Genomic DNA, 18,417 nt, shown 5'->3' with positions numbered 1-18,417 from the left:
TCGGTGGAGCGGACGCCCGACGACCGATGAGTTCCGCGCGGTCGTACGGTCTGCCCCCTCGTACACGCTACGGAGGGAGAACACCATGCGCAGGATCATCGTCTGCACGTTCCTGACACTGGACGGCGTCATGCAGGCGCCGGGCGGGCCGGACGAGGACGGCGAGGGAGGCTTCGAGCACGGCGGCTGGCAGAAGCCGACCGACGACGAGGAGGTGGGTGCGGCCGTCGCGGGCTGGTACGAGCAGTGCGACTCGATGCTCCTCGGCCGCAGGACGTACGAGATCTTCGCGTCCTACTGGCCGACCGCCGATCCCGGCAACCCGTTCACCCCGCGGATGAACGGCATGCGGAAGTACGTGGCCTCCCGGACGCTGACGTCCGTCGAGTGGCAGAACTCCACGCTGCTGGAGGGCGACGCCGCCGACGCCGTACGCGCGCTGAAGGCGTCCGACGGCGGCGACGTCTTCGTCGTCGGCAGTGGTGACCTGGCCCAGACCCTCATGCGGCACCACCTCGTCGACGAGTACCGGCTGACCATCCACCCGGTGATCATCGGGACCGGCAAGCGGCTGTTCGCCGGCGGAGCCGTTCCCACCGCGCTGGAGCCGGTCAGTGTCTCGACGACGAAGGGCGGCACCGTCATCGGCGTCTACCGGACCAACGGCGAGCCGGAGTACGACAGTTACTAGGGCTCCGGAGGGTCCCGGAGGACCGGACCTCGGTTCACAGGGCCGCCTGCGGCCGTTCCGGGGTGAGGAGGTGCACCTCGGTCCGGTCGGCGTGCGGGATCAGCAGGTCCCGCAGCTCACCGGCGGCGGTCTCGACGAGGTGTGCGTCAAAGGCGGCGCGGAGGGTTTCGAGGACGAAGGCGACGTGTGCGGAGTCCTCGGTGACGCGGGTGCGGTGGGCGTCGCGGTGGTTCCAGTGCCTGGTGAGGACGCCCGCGGCGTCGGTGTAGACGATCTCGCCCGCCCGCGGGTGCTCGACGGTGCCGGGTTCCCCGAGGGGCGTGAAGGTCTCCGTGCCGTCGGCGTGGCGGATGTCGACGGCACCGGTGACGTGGTCGAGGTCGAAGGCGCCGGCGGGAAGACCGTGACGGACGGAGACGGAGTTGTACGAGTCGACGGCCGGGTTGATCCGGGGCAGGGTGCCCTTCTTCGCGAGGCGGCGTCCGAGGGCGTCCACACTGGGGCGGACGCGACGGGGGTTGGTGCCGAAGCTCCGGTAGGCGCTGTGCCATGCCTCGATGCGGGGGTCGCTTTCGTCGGCGGGGGCCCAGGTGCCTTCGGCGAGCCGCTGCTCCAGATCCGCCAGGGCGGTGCCGGTGGCGGGCCAGGGCTCGCGGCCGCGCAGGCCGGTGGCGGTGACGACGGCGACGAGGGTGCCGGGAAAGGCGTCGGCGACGGTGGGGCTGAGGCGGAAGGTGCACATCGTGAGAGGGATCCGATCCGGAAGAGCGGGCGGGTGCGGGGTCAGGCCCGCCAGGGGCCGATGCGGTCGAGGCGGCGGAGCTGCTGGGCCGCGGTGGGCGCGTCGAGGCCCGCGCCGCGCTCGGTGAGCCGGCGGGCGGTGTCGGCGCGCTGCTCGACGGGCTTGTGGTCGTCGTACTTGAACTTCGCCCGGACGTCGGTCACGTCCAGGCGGAGGCCGCGGATACCGGGCAGCATCCGCCCGTACGGCGGCCGGCCGGGGGCGACGGGGGCGTGGTCGCCCTCGGGCTGGAAGTGGGCGATCTGGCGCCGCAGCAGTTCGGCCTTGGCCTCGGGATCGTCGACGATCGTGGCCCGGCAGGTGAACTGGACGGCGGCGTAGTAGCTGGTGGGGACGCCCTCGGTGGGCGGTACGCCCGGCTTGGCGCGCCAGGGGCCGGGGACGAAGGCGTAGTCGCCGATCACCGTGAAGGTGACGTGCGGGGCGGCCTCGACCGCCTTCCAGACCGGGTTGGGCCGGGCGAGGTGGATGAGCAGGCAGGCACCCTCGACGGCGAAGTGGGTGGGCACGACGACCGGTGCCTCACCGGCCGGGCCGTTGACGCCGAGCAGGCCGAAGTCGTGGCCGTCGGCGATCCAGGTCTGCCACTCGGCGTCGTCCAGGGCGGCGTCCCAGGGCTGGATGAACATCGAAGGGTCCTCCGGACGCGGGAGTCGGGCGGGGCCGGCGGCGGATCCGTCACGGACGGCGCATCCCCTACCATCAGCGGAACGACTGCACCGTACAACGCACCGACCGCAGTGCGTCAACTGAACGACCGCGCGGTGCAGCACACTGACCGACCCCGGGAGGGTGACAGCGATGGCCGAGACCGAGGCGGCCTTGCGGACGCTCGCGCACAACGTCCGCGCGGCCCGCACCCGCGCCGGACTGTCCCTGGACGAACTCGGCCGGCGTGCCAAGGTCAGCAAGGGGTCCCTGGTCGCGCTGGAGAAGGCGCAGGGGAACCCGAACTTCGCCACCCTGGTGAGGCTGGCCGACACCCTCGGTGTCTCGGTGTCCGCCCTGATGGAGGGGCCGGCGCAGGAGCGCGTCCGGGTCGTGTCCGGCGACACCGTGATGCCGCTGTGGGCGGGGCCGCGGGGCAGCGAGGCCCGGCTGATGCTGACGACCTCCGGCCCGGCTCCCGTCGAGGTCTGGCGCTGGAGGCTCCAGCCCGGGGAGGAGTACCCCAGCCACCCCCACCAGGCCGGGGTGGTCGAAACCGTCAGCGTCACCGAGGGGCGCATGGTCCTGGTCGTCGACGGCGTCGAGCACCCTGTCGCAGCGGGGCAGACCGCCACCTTCGACGGCGACGTGAGCCACACCTACCGCGGCGCGGGCGACCGGACCTGCCACCTGGTCATGACCGTCCAGCTGCCGCCCGGCCCGGGCTGACCGCCGCGTTCCCCGTGCGCCCCCACAGCCCCGACGACCAAGGACAGCCGACATCCATGTCTGAACGAGCGACGGAATCCGTCCTGCGCACCCCCGGCATACCCCACCTGCTGACGGTGGGAGGCTTCTGCTTCGCGGGCCTCGCCCTCCTGCTGCCCGTCTCACCGGCCTGGGCCGTCGCCGGAGGCGCCGACGAGTTCGGTGCCGGACTCGTCACGGCCGTCCTGATGGGCGCCACCGTACTGGCCCAGTTGTGCGTCAGGGCGACGCTGCGCGCGATCGGCTGGCCCCGCACCCTGGCCCTCGGCGCGCTCCTCCTCGGCCTGCCCGCCCTCCTGCAGAGCCTCAGCGACCACCTGCTGCCCATCCTGGTGACGACCGCCCTGCGCGGAGCGGGCTTCGGCATCGTCACCGTCTGCGGTGCCACCGCCGCGGCCGCCCTGGCCCCGCGCGGCCGTCAGGGGGCGGCCATCGGCCTCTACGGCCTCGCCGTCGCGCTGCCCCAGGTCGTCCTCACTCCGGCGGCGCCCTGGCTGATGGGGACCTTCGCCCTCCCCGCGATCATCGCCTGCGGTGTTCTCCCCGTCCTCGCGCTGCCCTGGACCCGGGCCCTCGGCCGCGCCGTCGAGGCCCGCACGGACGGCCCGCCCGCCCAGGAGGGCCCCGCCCAGCACCCCGACCGCACGGCCACGGTGCTCCGGCGCATCCTCCTCCCGCTCACCGTCCTGCTCCTGGTCACCGCGGCGGGCGGGGCGGTGCTCACCTTCGCGCCGCAGTTCACGGACACCCCCGCGCTCGCGGCCACGGGGCTGCTGGCCCTCACCGCCACCGCCGCCGTGGCCCGCTGGGGCTGCGGGGAACTCGCCGACCGCATCGCCCAGCGGCCGATCACCGCCCTCCTGGCCGCCACCGCGTGCGCGGGGCTGGCGCTGACCGCCCTGGCCGTCGGCCCGGACGGCGCGGCCGCCCTCCCCCTGCTCGCCGGGCTGCTCCTGCTGGGGGCCGCCTACGGAGGGCTCCAGAGCCTCACCCTGGTCCGGTCGTTCGACCTCGCGGGCGCGGAGAACCGGCACGCGGCATCGGTGGCGTGGAACATCGGCTACGACGCCGGCACCGGGCTCGGCTCCCTGGCGCTGGGCCTGGCGGCGCAGGCCGCCACCTTCGCCGCCGGCTTCACCGTGATGTCCGTGGTGATGGGAGTCGCGGTCCTCGCGGTCGCCCTCACCCGCACGCAGCCGTCCGGGGCGCCGCGGGCGCGCTCCGACGTCCGCTCCCAGTAGGCCGCCCCGCCCACGGCAGCCGTGGGCACCCGCCGGCCGCCCGGCTGTCCGTCCGCCCGGCTACAAGGCGAGACGGGTTCCCTGTGAGATCACCGGCGCCGACGGCGTGGAGCACCGCTCCGCCGTCGCCGCGCCCCGCCGTGCAGCCGTCCACCCGATCCGGCCCGACCGTCGACCGGCGCGGCCAGGCTGCGGGCGCACCGCGGCACGGTGCTCGCGGTCACCCACGACCGGGTCTTCCTGGAACGCCTGACCTCCACCGTCCTGGAGGCCGAGGCCGGAAAGGTCACCCGCTACGGCGACGGCTACCACGGCTACCGCACGGCGAAGGCGGCCGAGCGCCGCCGCCCGCTCCAGGAGTACGAGGAGTGGCGCTGCGAGCTGGCGCGCAACGAGCGGCTGGCCGTCGGCCACGCCGTCCGCCTTCACGCCGTCCCGCGCAAGGCGTCGCCGGCCAACTTCGGCCACGGCGGTTTCCGGGCCCGAGGCCGCGCGCACGGCGCGATGTCCCGCATCCGCAACGCCCGCGAGCGGGTCGAGCGGCTCACCGGGAACCCGGTGGCACCGCCGCCGGATCCGCTTGCCTTCACGGCACGCCTCGCCACGGCGGGGGAGACCCCGGCGGGCACCGGGACCGCTTCCCCGGAGCCGCCCGTCGTCCACCTGTCGGGCGTACGCGTGGGGGATCGCCTGTGCCTGGGCTCCCTCGACCTCGGCCGTCGCGGACGCCTTCTCGTCACTGGCCCCAACGGCGCCGGCAAGACGACGCTGCTGAAGCTGCTCGCCGGTGAAGTACGGCCGGACGAGGGCGCGGTGCGGGTGCCGGGCCGGGTGGGTCATCTGCGCCAGGAGGAGACTCCCTGGCCGGCGGACCTCAGGGTGACCGAGGCGTTCGGACGGGGCCGGGTGGGCTGCGCCGACGAACACGCCGACGCCCTGCTCGCCCTGGGCCTGTTCCGTCCGGCCGAACTGCGTCTGCGCATCGGCGAGTTGTCGTACGGCCAGCGTCGCCGCGTGGATCTGGCCCGGCTGGTCTCGGAGCTGGAGGAGGCGCTGACCGGGTTTCCGGGGGCGATCGTGCTGGTCACGCACGATCGCGCGCTGCGGTCCCGGTTCGAGGGCGAGCACTTGGAACTGCCGGGGACGGCGCGCGTCCGAGCCGGGTGACCACGGGCCCTGGAGGAGGGCCCGCCGCGGGCGGACTCACGGCCGCAGGAGCGGAAAGTCGGCCTTGGCCCACAGGGACCGGACCCCGGCGGTGGACCGGTCCTCGGCATCGGTGTCGCCGTCGGCCGTCCACGTCCTGACCTCGGCGGTGGCGTCGCCCACCGGTGACCAGCCCGGGTCGCCGGTGGCCGCGAAGTCGGCCCAGGCGCGCACCATGCGGCGTGCCAGTGCCCGGTCGGCAGGGGTGGGCGTCCCGCCGATGAGGAAGGACAGGCGCTCGTCGTCCAGGTTGCCGAAGGCGAACGGAACATCCGCACAGTGCCAGGCCCGCACGACACCGTGCGGGCCGGTGCGCCGCCGGTCGAAACGGGACAGGAACGACCGGCCGCCGGCCCGGGCGTGGAGTTCGGCGAGCCGGTTGCTGTACTCACCGAAGAGCAGATCGCCGTAGACGGCGAGGTAGACGTCGAGCACCGGAGCCTGGGGCAGGTCGGCGCGGTAACCGGCGACCAGGCCGTCGGGCAGGCCGAAGTCTTCGGCGAACCGGGCGAGTTGTGCCTCGGTGGTGACCTTGGCGCTGCTGCCGACGGCGTCCAGCAGCCAGTACTCCTGCGTGGTGTGGCAGACCAGCAGGTCCACGTCCCGGGCCGCGCCGGTCGCCATGCCCGTGAGCGGGTCGGTGGGCAGGACGTCGCCGTCGAGCACGGGGGCGTAGAGCGAGGGGTCGTAGTGACGGGAACCGGAGGCGGGGTCGCGCCGGTAGTCGTCGACCACCCGGTCGGCCGCGGCGACCAGCGCCTGCGGAGTGGCGGACAGCAGACCCGCGGCCGTGGCCGGGCAGCCGGCGGCGGCAGCGACCTCCCGCGTGGTCGCCACCGCCATGTCACGCGTGCAGCAGGGACTGGCGGGGCTGTGCGCGATGGCGCGGCGGAACAGGCCGCGGGCGCGGTCCATCACCATCAGACAGGCGACCGAGGCCGCCCCGGAGGACTGGCCGGCGACGGTGACGTTGCCGGGATCGCCGCCGAAGCCGGCGATGTTCTCACGCACCCACCGCAGAGCGGCGACCTGGTCGAGCAGTCCCCGGTTGTCCGGGCAGGCGGCCGGCCCGTCCGCCGGGACGTGGCCGAAGCCCTCGAAACCGATGCGGTAGTTGAGCGTGACCACGACCAGTCCGGCCCGCGCCAGCACGGATCCGTCGAAGTCCGGCTGCGCGGACGAGCCGAAGGTGTAGGCACCGCCGTGTATCCAGACCAGCACCGGCAAGGGGCCACTGCGCGAGGCCGGCGTCCACACGTTGACGGTGAGGATGTCCTCGTCGCCGGGGGACCACACCGGAGCCCCGGGGAGTTCCGCCGACTGCGGGGCGATCGGCCCGAATGCCCCGCACTCCCGCACTCCGGTCCACGGCGTCACCGGGCGGGGCTCCCGGAAGCGGTTGGCGCCGAACGGCGGGGCGGCGTAGGGGATGCCGAGGACGGCGACGACGTCTTCGGAGGGCCGAAACCCGCGGACCGCGCCGTGCCCCGTACTGAAGATGTCCACAGAGACTGCCTCTCGTCACACGCCGACGGGCCGGGGCCACAGCTTCGCACCGCCCGGCGGAACAGGGCCAACACCGGGTTCGGCCGGACTGACGCACCGGTGATGTCAATCGGGTTCCCGGGGGGAGGGATCTCCTTGACCTCGACCCGACTTGAGGTCGGAGGCTGTCCGGGACGTCGTCCTCAACGAGAGGTGCTGCTCATGCATGCCGTTCAAGCCGTCGCGTTCGGCGGTCCCGAGGTGCTGACCCCGGTGGTCCTGCCCGATCCGGTGCCCGGCCCCGGCCAGGTCGTCGTCGGCATGGCCGCCGCCGACGTCATCTTCCTCGACACCCTGCTGCGCTCCGGGTGGGGACAGGACCTCTTCCCGCGCACGCCGCCGTACGTGCCCGGTGGCGGCGGGGCGGGAGAGGTGCTGGCCGTCGGCGGCGCAGTGGACCCGGCCTGGATCGGCAGGCGCGTGGCCGTACGAACCGGCACCGGATACGCCGAGCAGGTCGTCGCGGGCGAGGAGGAGATCGTGCCCGTCCCCGACGGGCTGGCCACCGAGACGGCGGCCGCACTGGTGCACGACGGAGTGACCGCGCTCGGCCTGCACCGGCTGGGGGCACCGTGCGAAGGAGAGTGGGTCCTGGTCTCGTCGGCGGCCGGCGGAGCCGGCACCCTGCTGGTGCAGTTGGCCGTCGACGCCGGAGCCCGGGTCGTGGCCGCCGCCTCCAGCGACGCCAAGCTGGCGCTGGCGCGCGACCTGGGTGCCGAGGCCGTCGTCGACTACACACGCGCGGACTGGACCGGGCGGGTGCGGGAGGCGACCGGCGGCGGCGCCGCCCTGGTCTACGACGGCGCGGGCGGGGCGCTCGGCACGGCCGCCGTCGACGCGCTCGCGGACGGCGGCCGGTTCGTCACCTACGGCACCGCCGACGGCTTCGCCGCCCCGGACCCGGAGGCGGCCGCCCGCCGGGGCATCCGGCTGCTCACGCCGCTCGCGGAGGGTCCGCCGGACCGGCAGACCGTCAGGGAAGCGCTGGGCCGGGCCCTGGAACAGGCCGCCGAGGGCGGCCTGCGCCCGGTGATCGGTGCCACCTACCCGCTGAAGCGGGCCGCCGACGCGCACCGCGCCCTGGCCGCGCGCACCACCGTGGGCAAGTCACTGCTGCTGATCGGGGGCGAGTAGGAAAGGCGTCCTGCCCGCAGTGGGGTCCGGACTCCTCCGCCCGGGTCTCGCCCCCGTAGAAGCCGTCGTCCCGGCTACCGCAGCCAGATCCAGGCCATCGCGTGCAGGCCCGTGGCTGACGTCAGCACGACCGACAGCCACGTCACGTGCCGCCTGAGCAGCGTGCGGCGCAGGTGCAGGTAACGCCCTTCGTACTCCTCGCGGAGTTCGCCGGCGCGTGTGACGGTCACGCTGAGCATGGCACGCATCAGGGTCAGCCGGTGGTCGACGTAGTGCCGCGTGAAGTCGTCCGCCTGGGCCGAGGTCATCCACGGCATGCGGTCGCACAGCGCCCGTGCTTCCTCGCGGGCCTCGTCGTAGTAGGCCCGGGCCCGCAGGAAGCCCTCCGCCTGCGTGGCGACGGACGCGGCGTCGCCGACCGGGCGGCGCGGGCGCTCACCGCCGGTCACGACCGTTCGCCCTCGTGGCCCGCCACGTCGATGACGTCGCGCTGGCCGGTGTTCTCCTTCTGGTCCAGGGAGGTGAGTTCGAAGTGGTGCAGGTCGAAGGCGGGGGATTCACTGCGGATGCGCGGCATGGTGCAGAAGTTGTGGCGCGGGGGCGGGCAGGAGGTCGCCCACTCCAGCGAACGGCCGTAGCCCCACGGGTCGTCCACGCCGACCGGCTTGCCGTACTTGGCCGTCTTCCACACGTTGTAGAGGAACGGGAGCATGGACAGGCCCAGCAGGAAGGAGGAGATGCTCGAGACCGAGTTGAGGGCGGTGAACCCGTCGGACGCGAGGTAGTCGACGTAACGGCGGGGCATGCCCTCGGCGCCCAGCCAGTGCTGGACCAGGAACGTGCCGTGGAAGCCGAGGAACAGCGTCCAGAAGGTGATCTTGCCGAGGCGTTCGTCGAGCATCTTGCCGGTGAACTTGGGCCACCAGAAGTGGAAGCCGGCGAACATGGCGAACACCACGGTGCCGAACACCACGTAGTGGAAGTGCGCCACCACGAAGTACGAGTCCGAGACGTGGAAGTCCAGCGGCGGCGAGGCCAGCAGCACTCCGGTCAGCCCGCCGAACAGGAAGGTGACCAGGAAGCCGGTGGCCCACAGCATCGGTGTCTCGAAACTGAGTGACCCTTTGAGCATCGTCCCGGCCCAGTTGAAGAACTTCACACCGGTCGGGACCGCGATCAGGAAGGACATGAACGAGAAGAACGGCAGCAGCACACCTCCGGTCACGAACATGTGGTGGGCCCACACCGTCACCGACAGACCGGCGATCGCGATGGTCGCTCCCACCAGGCCCATGTAGCCGAAGATCGGCTTGCGGGAGAAGACCGGGATGATCTCGGTGATGATGCCGAAGAACGGCAGCGCGATGATGTAGACCTCCGGATGCCCGAAGAACCAGAACAGGTGCTGCCACAACAGGGCCCCGCCGTTGGGCGCGTCGAAGATGTGGGCACCGAACTTGCGGTCGGCCTCCAGGGCGAGCAGGGCCGCGGCCAGCACCGGGAAGGCGAACAGGACGAGCACACTGGTCAGCAGCACGTTCCAGGTGAAGATCGGCATGCGGAACATGGTCATGCCCGGCGCGCGCATGCACACGACCGTGGTGATGAAGTTGACCGAGCCGAGGATGGTGCCGAAGCCGGAGAGGGCCAGACCCATGATCCACAGGTCGGGGCCGATCCCGGGCGAGTGCTCCGCGTTGGACAGCGGGGAGTAGGCGAACCAGCCGAAGTCGGCGGCACCGCCGGGGGTCAGGAACCCTCCCACCGCGATGAGCGAGCCGAACAGGTACAGCCAGTAGGCGAGCATGTTCAGCCGGGGGAAGGCCACGTCCGGCGCGCCGATCTGCAGCGGCATGATCCAGTTCGTGAACCCGGAGAACAGCGGCGTCGCGAACATCAGCAGCATGATCGTGCCGTGCATCGTGAACGCCTGGTTGAACTGCTCGTTGGAGACGATCTGCAGTCCCGGCCGGGCCAGCTCGGCGCGCATGATGAGCGCCAGAACGCCGCCGATCAGGAAGAAGGCGAACGACGTCACCAGGTACAGCGTGCCGATCGTCTTGTGGTCCGTGGTCGTCAGCCACTTGATCACTGCATTGCCGGGCGCCTTGCGCAGGAGGGGCAGTTCGTCCGCGTAATGGTCGCCTGCTGCGGGGCTGTGGGCCCCTTCGACGGTGGTCACGGCGCCAAGGCCTCCAGATGCTCTGCGTCAGGTACGCGGGGCATTCTCGTCGCGCGGGGCGCGGCATACCGCTGGTGGCAAATGACACGCGGTCCGGCGCGGTCCCTTTGCACTCGAACGGGTCAGGGACGACCCCGAAGCCGTACGTCGCCGTGCGCGGCGCGCGGTGCTCGCACGGACCGCGGCGTCCGCGGTCCGCCGTCGCTCCCGGTGGTCGTCTCCCTGTCGAGCCGCCGTTGGCATCGATAACATTTCCTGCCATAGTTCTGGCTACTGATCTAGGAGGGACATGAAGGCATCGATAACATTCCGGGAGTCCACTCCCGGTCGCGGGCACGCGGGGCCGGCCGCCGGGGCCGTCGCATGACCACCCCCTCTCCGGCGGCCGTCCTGACCCACGCCGACGGCACCCTGCTGCGGAACGGGCGCCCGCACCGCCTTCTGGCGGGCTCGCTGCACTACTTCCGGGTCCACCCCGGGCACTGGGCCGACCGGCTCCGGCGGCTGGCCGCCCTCGGCCTGAACACGGTCGACACCTACGTCCCGTGGAACTTCCACGAGCGCACCGAGGGCGACATCCGCTTCGACGGCCCGCGCGACCTGACCGGGTTCGTCCGGCTCGCCCAGGAGGAGGGGCTGGACGTCGTGGTGCGGCCGGGCCCCTACATCTGCGCCGAATGGGACAACGGCGGCCTGCCCGCCTGGCTGACCGGGACGCCCGGCATGCGGCTGCGCACCTCCCACGGCCCCTTCCTGGCCGCGGTGGACCGCTGGTTCGACGAACTGATCCCGCGGATCGCGGACCTCCAGGCGGGCCGGGGCGGACCGGTCGTCGCCGTGCAGATCGAGAACGAGTACGGCAGCTACGGCGACGACCACGCCTACGTCCGCCACGTGCGCGACGCCCTCGTCGCCCGGGGCGTCACCGAACTGCTCTACACCGCCGACGGACCGACCGCGCTCATGCAGGACGGCGGCGCCCTGCCCGGCGAACTGGCGGCGGCGACCCTCGGCTCACGCCCCGCCCGGGCCGCGGAACTGCTGCGCTCCCGCCGCCCCGGGGAACCCTTCTTCTGCGCGGAGTTCTGGAACGGCTGGTTCGACCACTGGGGCGAGAAGCACCACGTCCGGCCGGCGGACGGCGCGGCGGAGACCGTCGGTGACATCCTCGACGAGGGCGGCTCGGTGAGCCTCTACATGGCGCACGGCGGCACCAACTTCGGCCTGTGGGCCGGCGCCAACCACGACGGCGACCGCATCCGGCCGACCGTCACCAGCTACGACTCGGACGCCCCCATCGCGGAGAACGGGGCGCTGACGCCCAAGTTCTTCGCCCTGCGGGAGAAGCTGACCGCGCTCGACGCCTCGGGGCCCCCGCGCCCCCTGCCCGCCGACCCGCCGGTGCTGGCACCCCGCGAACTGCCGGTGACCCGGCGCGCGGCCCTGCTGGACGCGCTGCGCGCGGCGGCCGAGCCGGTGTCCGCGCCGCTGCCGCTGAGCTTCGAGGAACTCTCCCTGGCCTCCGGCCTGGTGCTCTACGAGGCCGAACCGCTGCTGCCGCCGGGCACCCACGAGCTGACCGTCTCCGGCCTGCACGACCGTGCGCAGGTCTTCCTCGACGGCGAACCCGTCGCCGTACTGGACCGCGAGAACGCCTCCTTCGACGTCCCCGGCACCGGAGCCCGCGTCCGGCTGGCGCTGCTGGTGGAGAACCAGGGGCGGATCAACTACGGACCGCTGCTGGGCCAGGGCAAGGGCATCCTCGGCGGCGTACGGGTGGAACGCCGGCTGGTGCACGGATGGACGATGCGCGCGCTGCCGCTCGACCGGTGGACACCGCGGGACGCCGCCCGTGCCGCGGCGGCGGCCCCGGCGGACGGCCGGGCGGGCTTCGCCACCGCGGTCCTGCCCGTGGCCGAGCCCGCCGACGCCTGGGTCGCCCTGCCCGGATTCGGCAAGGGCTTCCTCTGGGTCAACGGCACGCTGCTGGGCCGCTACTGGGAGATCGGCCCGCAGACCACGCTCTACTTGCCCGGCCCGCTCCTGCGCCCCGGAGACAACACGCTGACCGTGCTGGAACTCGAACGCTTCGGCGACCGCGTGGCCCTGCGCGACCGTCCCGACCTCGGACCGCCGCAGGAGTACGTCGAGACCTTCGACTGAGGAGCGGCCGAGGCCGCTGCGGCAAGCGGTGGGGATCTCGACTGCCCGACGGGGAGGGGGGAGACGCGGGCATCCCGGCGGAGAGGCTCCCCTGCCGACCGCGCAGCCGCCCGGGTAGGCTCTCGGGGGTGACGCAGCACCGCATGTCCGGGGAGCAGCGGCCCGCGAACGAGGGGCCGAAGGCCGCCGCTCGCAACCGAGCGGCCCTGGTCGCCGCCGCGAGGGAGATCTACTCGGAGCAGGGCCTGGACGCCCCGCTGTCGGCGATCGCCCGTCGGGCCGGGGTCGGCCAGGGCGTTCTGTACCGGCACTTTCCCGACCGGGAGGCCGTGGCCGACGCGGTGCTGGAGGAGAACGTCCGGCAGGTCGAGCAGGCCGCGGCCGTGCCGGGCACGGACCTGGCGCGCGTGCTGGGGGTCCTGACCTGGCACCTGACGGAGTCGGCGGCCTTCATCGGCATCCTGCACGCCGACGGGGCGGGCAGCCGCTCCGTCGTTCCCCCGTACGCGCGGGCCCTGTCGGAGCGGGTCGGGCGTGCCCTGCGCGCACACCTGCCGGACGGTCACCGGCTGGCCGCGGGGGACGACGACCTCATGATCGCCGTCGCCATGGTCTCCGGCGCCGTCACCGGCCCCACCCGCGAGGAGCGGGAGCGCCGGGGGCGGGCGGCGTGGCGGCTTCTGGGCGTCGAGGTGGGACCCGTGCTTCCCTTCGCGGGGTGAGCAAGTGCCCGCGGGTCAGCCGCCGTTGGACTGCCGGGTGCCCCTGCCCAGTGCCTCGAAGGCGTACAGGTAGCCCCCGTCGGGGCCGCTCACCGTCATGTAGGCCCTGGTGCCGCCCGGAGTGATCGCCACGTTGGTCGCCGACTCGAGTCCCGCGGCGTCGCGGGCCGGGACCTCCACGGTCGCCAGGCGCTCGCCGTACTTGTCGTAGACCGCCATCGCGGGACGGCCGTGCAGGCCCTGGTACAGGTTGCCGTCCGCGTCCACCGCGACGGAGTCGGTCTGGGCGATCCCGGCGTCGACCCGGACGGCGGTGTGCCGCGAAGCCACGGCGCCCTTGCCGTCCAGCAGCAGGTAGGAGACGCGGTTCTGCGTCAACTCGCTGAACCACAGCCCCCGGTAGTCCGCGTCGAAGGAGATGCCGTTCGGCGCGGCGAGGCCGTCCGCCAGGACGGTGGCGTCCTTGCCCGAGCGCTCGATCCGCACCACGCGTCCCTTCGCCTCGCCCTCGGACATGCCGCGCGAGTCACTGACGTACAGATGGCCCTCCCGGTCGAAGGCGAGGTCGTCCGGGTTCATCCGTGCCCCGTCGACCTCGCCGGAGAAGAAGGTCCGCGGGTCGCCGCCGTCGGGAGCCAGGCTCACGATGTCCCCGTGCGCGAAGTCGGTCAGGTAGATCCGGCCGTCGTACGGGCTGAACTGGGCCGAGGTGTAGGCGCCGCGCGCATCCGTGTGGACGGGCTCCGACGTCTTCTTCCGGACATTCACGCGCAGGACCTTCGGCTCGCCGGCCGGGGCGGTGACGTCGACGACGAGCAGCCTGCCGTCCCCGTCGAAGACCGGGCCCTCCAGCAGGGTCATCCCGGTCTGCTCGTGCACCTCCGTCACGCGCATGACCTGCTGTGCGCGGATCGTCCGGTCGCCCTCGGCGGTCCCCGGGTCCCGCGGTGCGCCGGCCGTCTGCGTACCGCACCCCGCAAGGGCCAGTACCCCGAGCGTGACGAGCCCGGCGAGGGGCCGGATCGGGACGCGTCGCATGTGCATCACTCTTCCTGTCCGAAAGTATGCGGAAGCAGCCTGAGGCCAACCGGACAGCGTTGTCCGGTTCTTGTTACCGTACTGCATGGCTGCTCAAGTCCCGTTCGGCACAACCCGGTTCGCGGGGGAGCGGCTTCCTGGCGGCGAAGCGGAAGGAACAAGGTCCCCCCACATGGCACAGGCACAGGAGCTGACTCCCGAGGTTCTCGCCGAACTCAGGGAGCGGTACCGGCGCGAGCGGGAGCGCCGCGTACGTCCCGACGGCGCCCGCCAGTACCTCGGCGCGGACGCCGAGTTCGGCTACTACGCCGCCGACCCGTACGCGACGGAGGCGGCCGGCCGCGAGCCGGTGCGGGACCGCGTCGACGTCGCGATCGTCGGGGGCGGCTTCGGCGGCATCCTCGCGGGCGCGCGACTGCGTCAGCAGGGGATCGCGCGCGTGCGCGTCATCGAGAAGGGAGGTGACTTCGGGGGCACGTGGTACTGGAACCGCTACCCCGGCATCCACTGCGACATCGAGGCGCACGTGTACCTGCCGATGCTCGACGAGACCGGCTACGTCCCGGAGTGGAAGTACGCCCCCGGCGAGGAGATCCGCCGGCACGCGGTGCGCATCGGCGAGAAGTTCGACCTCTGCGCCGACGCCCTGTTCTCCACCGCGGTCACCTCGCTGACCTGGGACGACACGGACGGGGCGTGGATCGTCGGGACCGACCGGCACGACGAGTTCCGGGCGACCTACGTCATCACGGCCACCGGGACCCTGTCGGAGCTGAAGCTGCCCGGCATCCCCGGCATCGAGGCCTTCCGGGGCCACACCTTCCACACCTCGCGCTGGGACTACGCCTACACCGGCGGCACCCCGGACGGCGGCCTGACCGGCCTCGCGGACAAGCGCGTGGGCGTGGTGGGCACCGGCGCCACCGGGGTGCAGGTCGTCCCGAAACTGGCCGAGGACGCCGGGCACCTCTACGTCTTCCAGCGGACCCCGTCCTCCGTGGACGTGCGCGACAACCGCCGCACCACGGCCCGGGACGTGGGCGCCGACCGGCCCGGCTGGGCGCGTGAGCGGCGCGAGAACTTCCTGCGCATCGTCTCGGGCGAAGCCACCGGGGAGGACCTCGTCGCCGACCGGTGGACCGCCTCGGCCGGTCTCCTGGAGAAGCTGCTGCCGAGCTTCCGCCGGACCGGCGACCGGGCCGCCTTCGAAGCGGCGTACGAGGTCGCGGACGCCGTCAAGATGAACGAGATCCGCGCCCGGGTCGACGACGTGGTCACCGACCCGGAGACGGCGGACCGGCTCAAGCCCTGGTACCGGTACGCGTGCAAGCGCCCGACCTTCTCCGACCTGTACCTCCAGGCGTTCAACCGGGACAACGTCACCCTCGTGGACACCGCCGACACCCACGGCATCGAGCGGATGACCGAGCGCGGTGTCGTGGTCGGCGGCACCGAATACCCCCTCGACTGCCTCGTCTTCGCCACCGGGTTCTCGGTCGGCGTCTCCGGCGTCCACTCCGGCCGGCTGCCCGTGCGGGGCCACGGCGGCGTCCTGCTGCGCGACGCGTGGTCCGCACACGGTCCGCGCACGCTGCACGGATTCACCAGCAACGGCTTCCCGAACCTGATCCAGCTCGGCGGGACGCAGAGCGCCAGCAGCGTCAACTACACGCACGTACTGGACGAGCACGCGGTCCACGGCGCGGCACTCGTCGCGGCCGCCGAGGCGAAGGACGCCCTCGTCGAACCGTCCCGAGAAGCCGAGGACGCCTGGATCGCCGCCCTGGCCGAGCACGCGCCCGACCACGAGTGGTTCCACGCGGAATGCACCCCGGGCTACTACAACGCCGAGGGGCGCGGCAGGCCGAACGGCCCCACCGCCTACCCGCACGGCGCCGTCGCCTTCCACGAGCTCCTCGCGCGGTGGCGCAAGGAGTCCATGGACGAGATCCTGAGCCCCAGGCACCCTGCGCGGGGGTAGGTCCGCGCCCGGGCCGCACGTCCTGCGGCGGCGTGGGAGGCGTGGGCGGTGGGACCGTGTCAGACGGCGGACCAGCCGTCGTCGACCGGCAGGATCGCACCGTTGATGTTGCCCGCGGCCTCCGAGGCGAGGAACAGGATCGCCGCCGCCTGCTCGTCCGGCTGCGACACACGGCCGAGATTGACGAAGTGGGGACCGAGCGCGGCCGGCCCGTGCGCCGCCGGGTCGGCCTCCACCGCGATGGCCGTCGCGGTGCCGCCCGGGCAGACGGCGTTGGCACGGACGCCGTTCTTGCGGTACATCACCGCCAGCGACTTCGTCAGGCCCACCACCCCGTGCTTGGAGGCCGTGTACGCGGCGCCCGCCGCGCTGCCGCGCAGGGCGGCCTCGGAGGCGGTGTTCACGATGGCGCCGCGGCCGGCGGCCAGCATGTGCGGCAGCACGGCGCGGGTGAGGAGGAACGGCGCCGTCAGGTTGACGCGGATGACCCGGTCCCATTCGGCGTCGGCGACATCGGCCGCAGCCGACATGCTGTCCATGATTCCCGCGTTGTTCACCAGGACGTCCACCCCGCCGAACCGCTCCACGGCCGTGGCGGTCACCCGGTCCACGACGGCCTGCTCGCTCAGGTCGCCCGTGACGGCCACCGCGGTGCCGCCCGACCGCTCGATCTCCTCGACGGTCGCCGCGGCGCCTTCGGCGTCGAGGTCCGCCACCAGGACGCGGTCGCCCTGAGCGGCGAAGGCGAGGGCCGCCGCGCGGCCTATGCCCGATCCCGCCCCGGTGACGATCACGCTTCGCCCGTCCACACCCATGGTCATCGACTGCTCCGTTCACGAAAGGGCCGGCGCGGCGGAGTGCCGCCGTGCCGTGCCGACACCCTACGACTTTATGTCGCGGAGTGACATTAACTCCTGGGGCAGAATACGCAGGACATCGATCACCGGCGCCGGAGGGCCAGATGACCGCAGCCCGTGGACGGACGGGGCGTCCGCCGCTGACCGACGAACGCAAGGCCGCCATCCGGCTGGAGATCGCCCGGGCCGCGGTCGGCCTGTTCGTCGCGCAGGGCGTCGCCGCGACCACGGGGGAGCAGATCGGTCAGGCGGTCGGCGTCTCGGCGAGGACGGTGTGGCGCTACTTCCCCACCAAGGAGAGCTGCGTACGGCCGCTGTTCTCGTCCGGCATCGACACGATCGCCGCCGCGCTGCGCGAGTGGCGCCCCGGCCGGCCCCTCCAAGAGGCCTTCGACGGTGTGTGGGCCGACGACCAGGACCTGGCCGGACCGGACGTCGGAGCCCTGCTCCGGCTGACCCGCACGGAACCGGGCCTGCGCGCCGTCTGGCTGCAGACCCGCGACGAAGCGGAACCCGCCTTCGCACGCGCCCTCGCCGAGCGCGCCGGACTGCCCGACGACGACGTACGACCGGCCGTCTGGGCCGCCATGCTCAACGCCGCCCTGCGCGCGGCCGTGGAGCACCACGCCCACCGGTCGGCCGCACCGGGCTCGGAAGCCGCGCCCGCCCACGCCGACCTCGCCACCACCTTGCGCACCGCTCTGGCCCTCGCGGCGACCGGCCTGACCTGAGCCCGCCGGCCGGCACGTGCTGCCGAACCGGGGCGCGCGCCCGCTGTAGGGTGCCCGCATGCTTCCGTACCGTCCCGGGACGCACCCCGCCCCCGGGCGGCAGGAATGGCGGCAGGCGCTCATCGTCTTGGGCTGCCAGTTGGCCGCCGTGGGGCCCCGGCGGCACGAGGACTGGCTCGTGGACGCCGCGGCCGTGCTCCAGTTCCGCACGCGCGATCCGCGCGGCTGGCTGCCCGACGCCCACAGCAGGTGGCCCGAGCGCACCGGACACAGCCCGTACTACCCCTTCGACCGGCTGGAGCCGCACCACCTCGACCATCATCTCGAACTGCTGACCCATGAGGCCGCGGTGGAACTGACCGCGCTGCACTGGACCGCCACACCCCACGGCGGCGCCGAACCGCCCGGCGCCGCGGACCCGGTGCGACGGAGCCGGCTGTGGTCGGCGGCCCGCACCCTCCTGGCCCGTTTCGGTCCCGAGGCGGAGTACGCCACCAACGCCGAGGACCTCAGCGGCGGCACGGACCCCCACTGGTACCGCGACGGCTTCTCCCTCTCCTGCTTCGCGGGGGTGGACGCGCAACGCGACGGCCTCATCACGGACTTCGGCATCCTGGCGGTCTCGGAGACGGAAGTCGGCGCGTTCTGGAACTTCTTCGTCGACTGACCGTCCGCCTGCCCGCTCCGGCGCGGTGGGGCCAACTGATT

General features: G+C 73.1%; 16 protein-coding genes and 1 pseudogene. 10 read left to right on the top strand and 7 right to left on the bottom strand.

Translation table 11 applies throughout. From position 1 onward, the window contains the following. Nucleotides 1-85: 85 nt before the first annotated feature. Entirely contained in the window at nucleotides 86-691 is a 606-nt protein-coding gene (locus tag Sdi02f_RS36425; RefSeq protein ID WP_053639554.1) for a dihydrofolate reductase family protein, read from the top strand. Nucleotides 692-725: 34 nt separating this feature from the next. Here Sdi02f_RS36425 and Sdi02f_RS16010 read toward each other — a convergent pair whose 3' ends face one another. Together Sdi02f_RS16010 and Sdi02f_RS16005 are read right to left on the bottom strand one after the other, a co-directional pair. Continuing rightward, complete coding sequence (locus Sdi02f_RS16010; RefSeq protein WP_108933529.1) at nucleotides 726-1,433, bottom strand: B3/B4 domain-containing protein; 708 nt, start codon at nucleotides 1,431-1,433, stop codon at nucleotides 726-728. Between the two features lie 41 nt (nucleotides 1,434-1,474). Beyond that, nucleotides 1,475-2,122, bottom strand: coding sequence for an FMN-binding negative transcriptional regulator (locus Sdi02f_RS16005; RefSeq protein ID WP_108933528.1), 648 nt, complete (start codon nucleotides 2,120-2,122; stop codon nucleotides 1,475-1,477). Nucleotides 2,123-2,294: 172 nt separating this feature from the next. On the opposite strand from Sdi02f_RS16005, the gene Sdi02f_RS16000 reads away from it, so the two are divergent. The 3 genes and pseudogenes from Sdi02f_RS16000 to Sdi02f_RS15990 all read left to right on the top strand — a co-directional run. Further along, entirely contained in the window at nucleotides 2,295-2,870 is a 576-nt protein-coding gene (locus Sdi02f_RS16000) for a helix-turn-helix domain-containing protein (protein WP_053664713.1), read from the top strand. 56 nt (nucleotides 2,871-2,926) lie between these two features. Then, nucleotides 2,927-4,150 (top strand): MFS transporter, encoded by a 1,224-nt coding sequence (locus Sdi02f_RS15995; protein ID WP_108933527.1) that lies wholly within the window; start codon nucleotides 2,927-2,929, stop codon nucleotides 4,148-4,150. A 186-nt stretch (nucleotides 4,151-4,336) separates the two neighbouring features. After that, nucleotides 4,337-5,317 (top strand): annotated as a pseudogene (locus Sdi02f_RS15990) (ATP-binding cassette domain-containing protein); the annotation flags it as partial. Between the two features lie 36 nt (nucleotides 5,318-5,353). Here Sdi02f_RS15990 and Sdi02f_RS15985 read toward each other — a convergent pair. Continuing rightward, nucleotides 5,354-6,862, bottom strand: coding sequence for a carboxylesterase/lipase family protein (locus Sdi02f_RS15985; protein ID WP_108933526.1), 1,509 nt, complete (start codon nucleotides 6,860-6,862; stop codon nucleotides 5,354-5,356). Between the two features lie 201 nt (nucleotides 6,863-7,063). Here Sdi02f_RS15985 and Sdi02f_RS35885 point away from each other — a divergent pair, with 201 nt between their 5' ends. Continuing rightward, entirely contained in the window at nucleotides 7,064-8,035 is a 972-nt protein-coding gene (locus Sdi02f_RS35885; RefSeq protein ID WP_167458183.1) for a zinc-binding dehydrogenase, read from the top strand. Between the two features lie 74 nt (nucleotides 8,036-8,109). On the opposite strand, the gene Sdi02f_RS15970 is transcribed toward Sdi02f_RS35885, so the two are convergent. Then, entirely contained in the window at nucleotides 8,110-8,484 is a 375-nt protein-coding gene (locus Sdi02f_RS15970; protein WP_030400492.1) for a hypothetical protein, read from the bottom strand. Continuing rightward, nucleotides 8,481-10,217, bottom strand: coding sequence for an aa3-type cytochrome oxidase subunit I (gene ctaD / locus Sdi02f_RS15965; protein WP_031082339.1), 1,737 nt, complete (start codon nucleotides 10,215-10,217; stop codon nucleotides 8,481-8,483). Before ctaD ends, Sdi02f_RS15970 begins: the two co-directional genes overlap by 4 nt. Before the next feature lie 363 nt (nucleotides 10,218-10,580). On the opposite strand from ctaD, the gene Sdi02f_RS15960 reads away from it, so the two are divergent. Then, on the top strand, nucleotides 10,581-12,380 hold the full coding sequence (locus Sdi02f_RS15960) for a glycoside hydrolase family 35 protein (protein WP_108933524.1): 1,800 nt from the start codon (nucleotides 10,581-10,583) through the stop codon (nucleotides 12,378-12,380). A gap of 128 nt (nucleotides 12,381-12,508) precedes the next feature. Further along, entirely contained in the window at nucleotides 12,509-13,102 is a 594-nt protein-coding gene (locus tag Sdi02f_RS15955; protein ID WP_108933523.1) for a TetR/AcrR family transcriptional regulator, read from the top strand. A 15-nt stretch (nucleotides 13,103-13,117) separates the two neighbouring features. On the opposite strand, the gene Sdi02f_RS15950 is transcribed toward Sdi02f_RS15955, so the two are convergent. After that, nucleotides 13,118-14,140, bottom strand: coding sequence for an SMP-30/gluconolactonase/LRE family protein (locus Sdi02f_RS15950; protein WP_167458182.1), 1,023 nt, complete (start codon nucleotides 14,138-14,140; stop codon nucleotides 13,118-13,120). A 172-nt stretch (nucleotides 14,141-14,312) separates the two neighbouring features. Between Sdi02f_RS15950 and Sdi02f_RS15945 the strand changes: the two genes are divergently transcribed. After that, nucleotides 14,313-16,121, top strand: coding sequence for a flavin-containing monooxygenase (locus Sdi02f_RS15945; RefSeq protein WP_108933521.1), 1,809 nt, complete (start codon nucleotides 14,313-14,315; stop codon nucleotides 16,119-16,121). Between the two features lie 59 nt (nucleotides 16,122-16,180). Here the strand turns inward: Sdi02f_RS15945 and Sdi02f_RS15940 are convergent, their stop codons facing one another. Further along, the gene (locus Sdi02f_RS15940; protein WP_053639514.1) at nucleotides 16,181-16,942 is read right to left on the bottom strand and encodes an SDR family NAD(P)-dependent oxidoreductase; all 762 of its coding nucleotides are present in this window, start codon (nucleotides 16,940-16,942) and stop codon (nucleotides 16,181-16,183) included. Between the two features lie 140 nt (nucleotides 16,943-17,082). On the opposite strand from Sdi02f_RS15940, the gene Sdi02f_RS15935 reads away from it, so the two are divergent. Both Sdi02f_RS15935 and Sdi02f_RS15930 read left to right on the top strand, forming a co-directional pair. After that, nucleotides 17,083-17,709: a TetR/AcrR family transcriptional regulator gene (locus tag Sdi02f_RS15935; RefSeq protein ID WP_030400499.1), complete on the top strand. Its 627-nt coding sequence runs from the start codon at nucleotides 17,083-17,085 to the stop codon at nucleotides 17,707-17,709. A 58-nt stretch (nucleotides 17,710-17,767) separates the two neighbouring features. Beyond that, on the top strand, nucleotides 17,768-18,376 hold the full coding sequence (locus tag Sdi02f_RS15930) for a hypothetical protein (RefSeq protein WP_030400500.1): 609 nt from the start codon (nucleotides 17,768-17,770) through the stop codon (nucleotides 18,374-18,376). The last annotated feature ends 41 nt before the right edge of the window (nucleotides 18,377-18,417 follow it).

The organism is Streptomyces ardesiacus, assembly GCF_003112575.1.
GTDB classification, from domain to species: Bacteria; Actinomycetota; Actinomycetes; order Streptomycetales; family Streptomycetaceae; genus Streptomyces; species Streptomyces ardesiacus.
The sequence above is the reverse complement of the archived record's forward strand: the minus strand, read 5'-3'. Positions and strand labels throughout refer to the sequence as shown.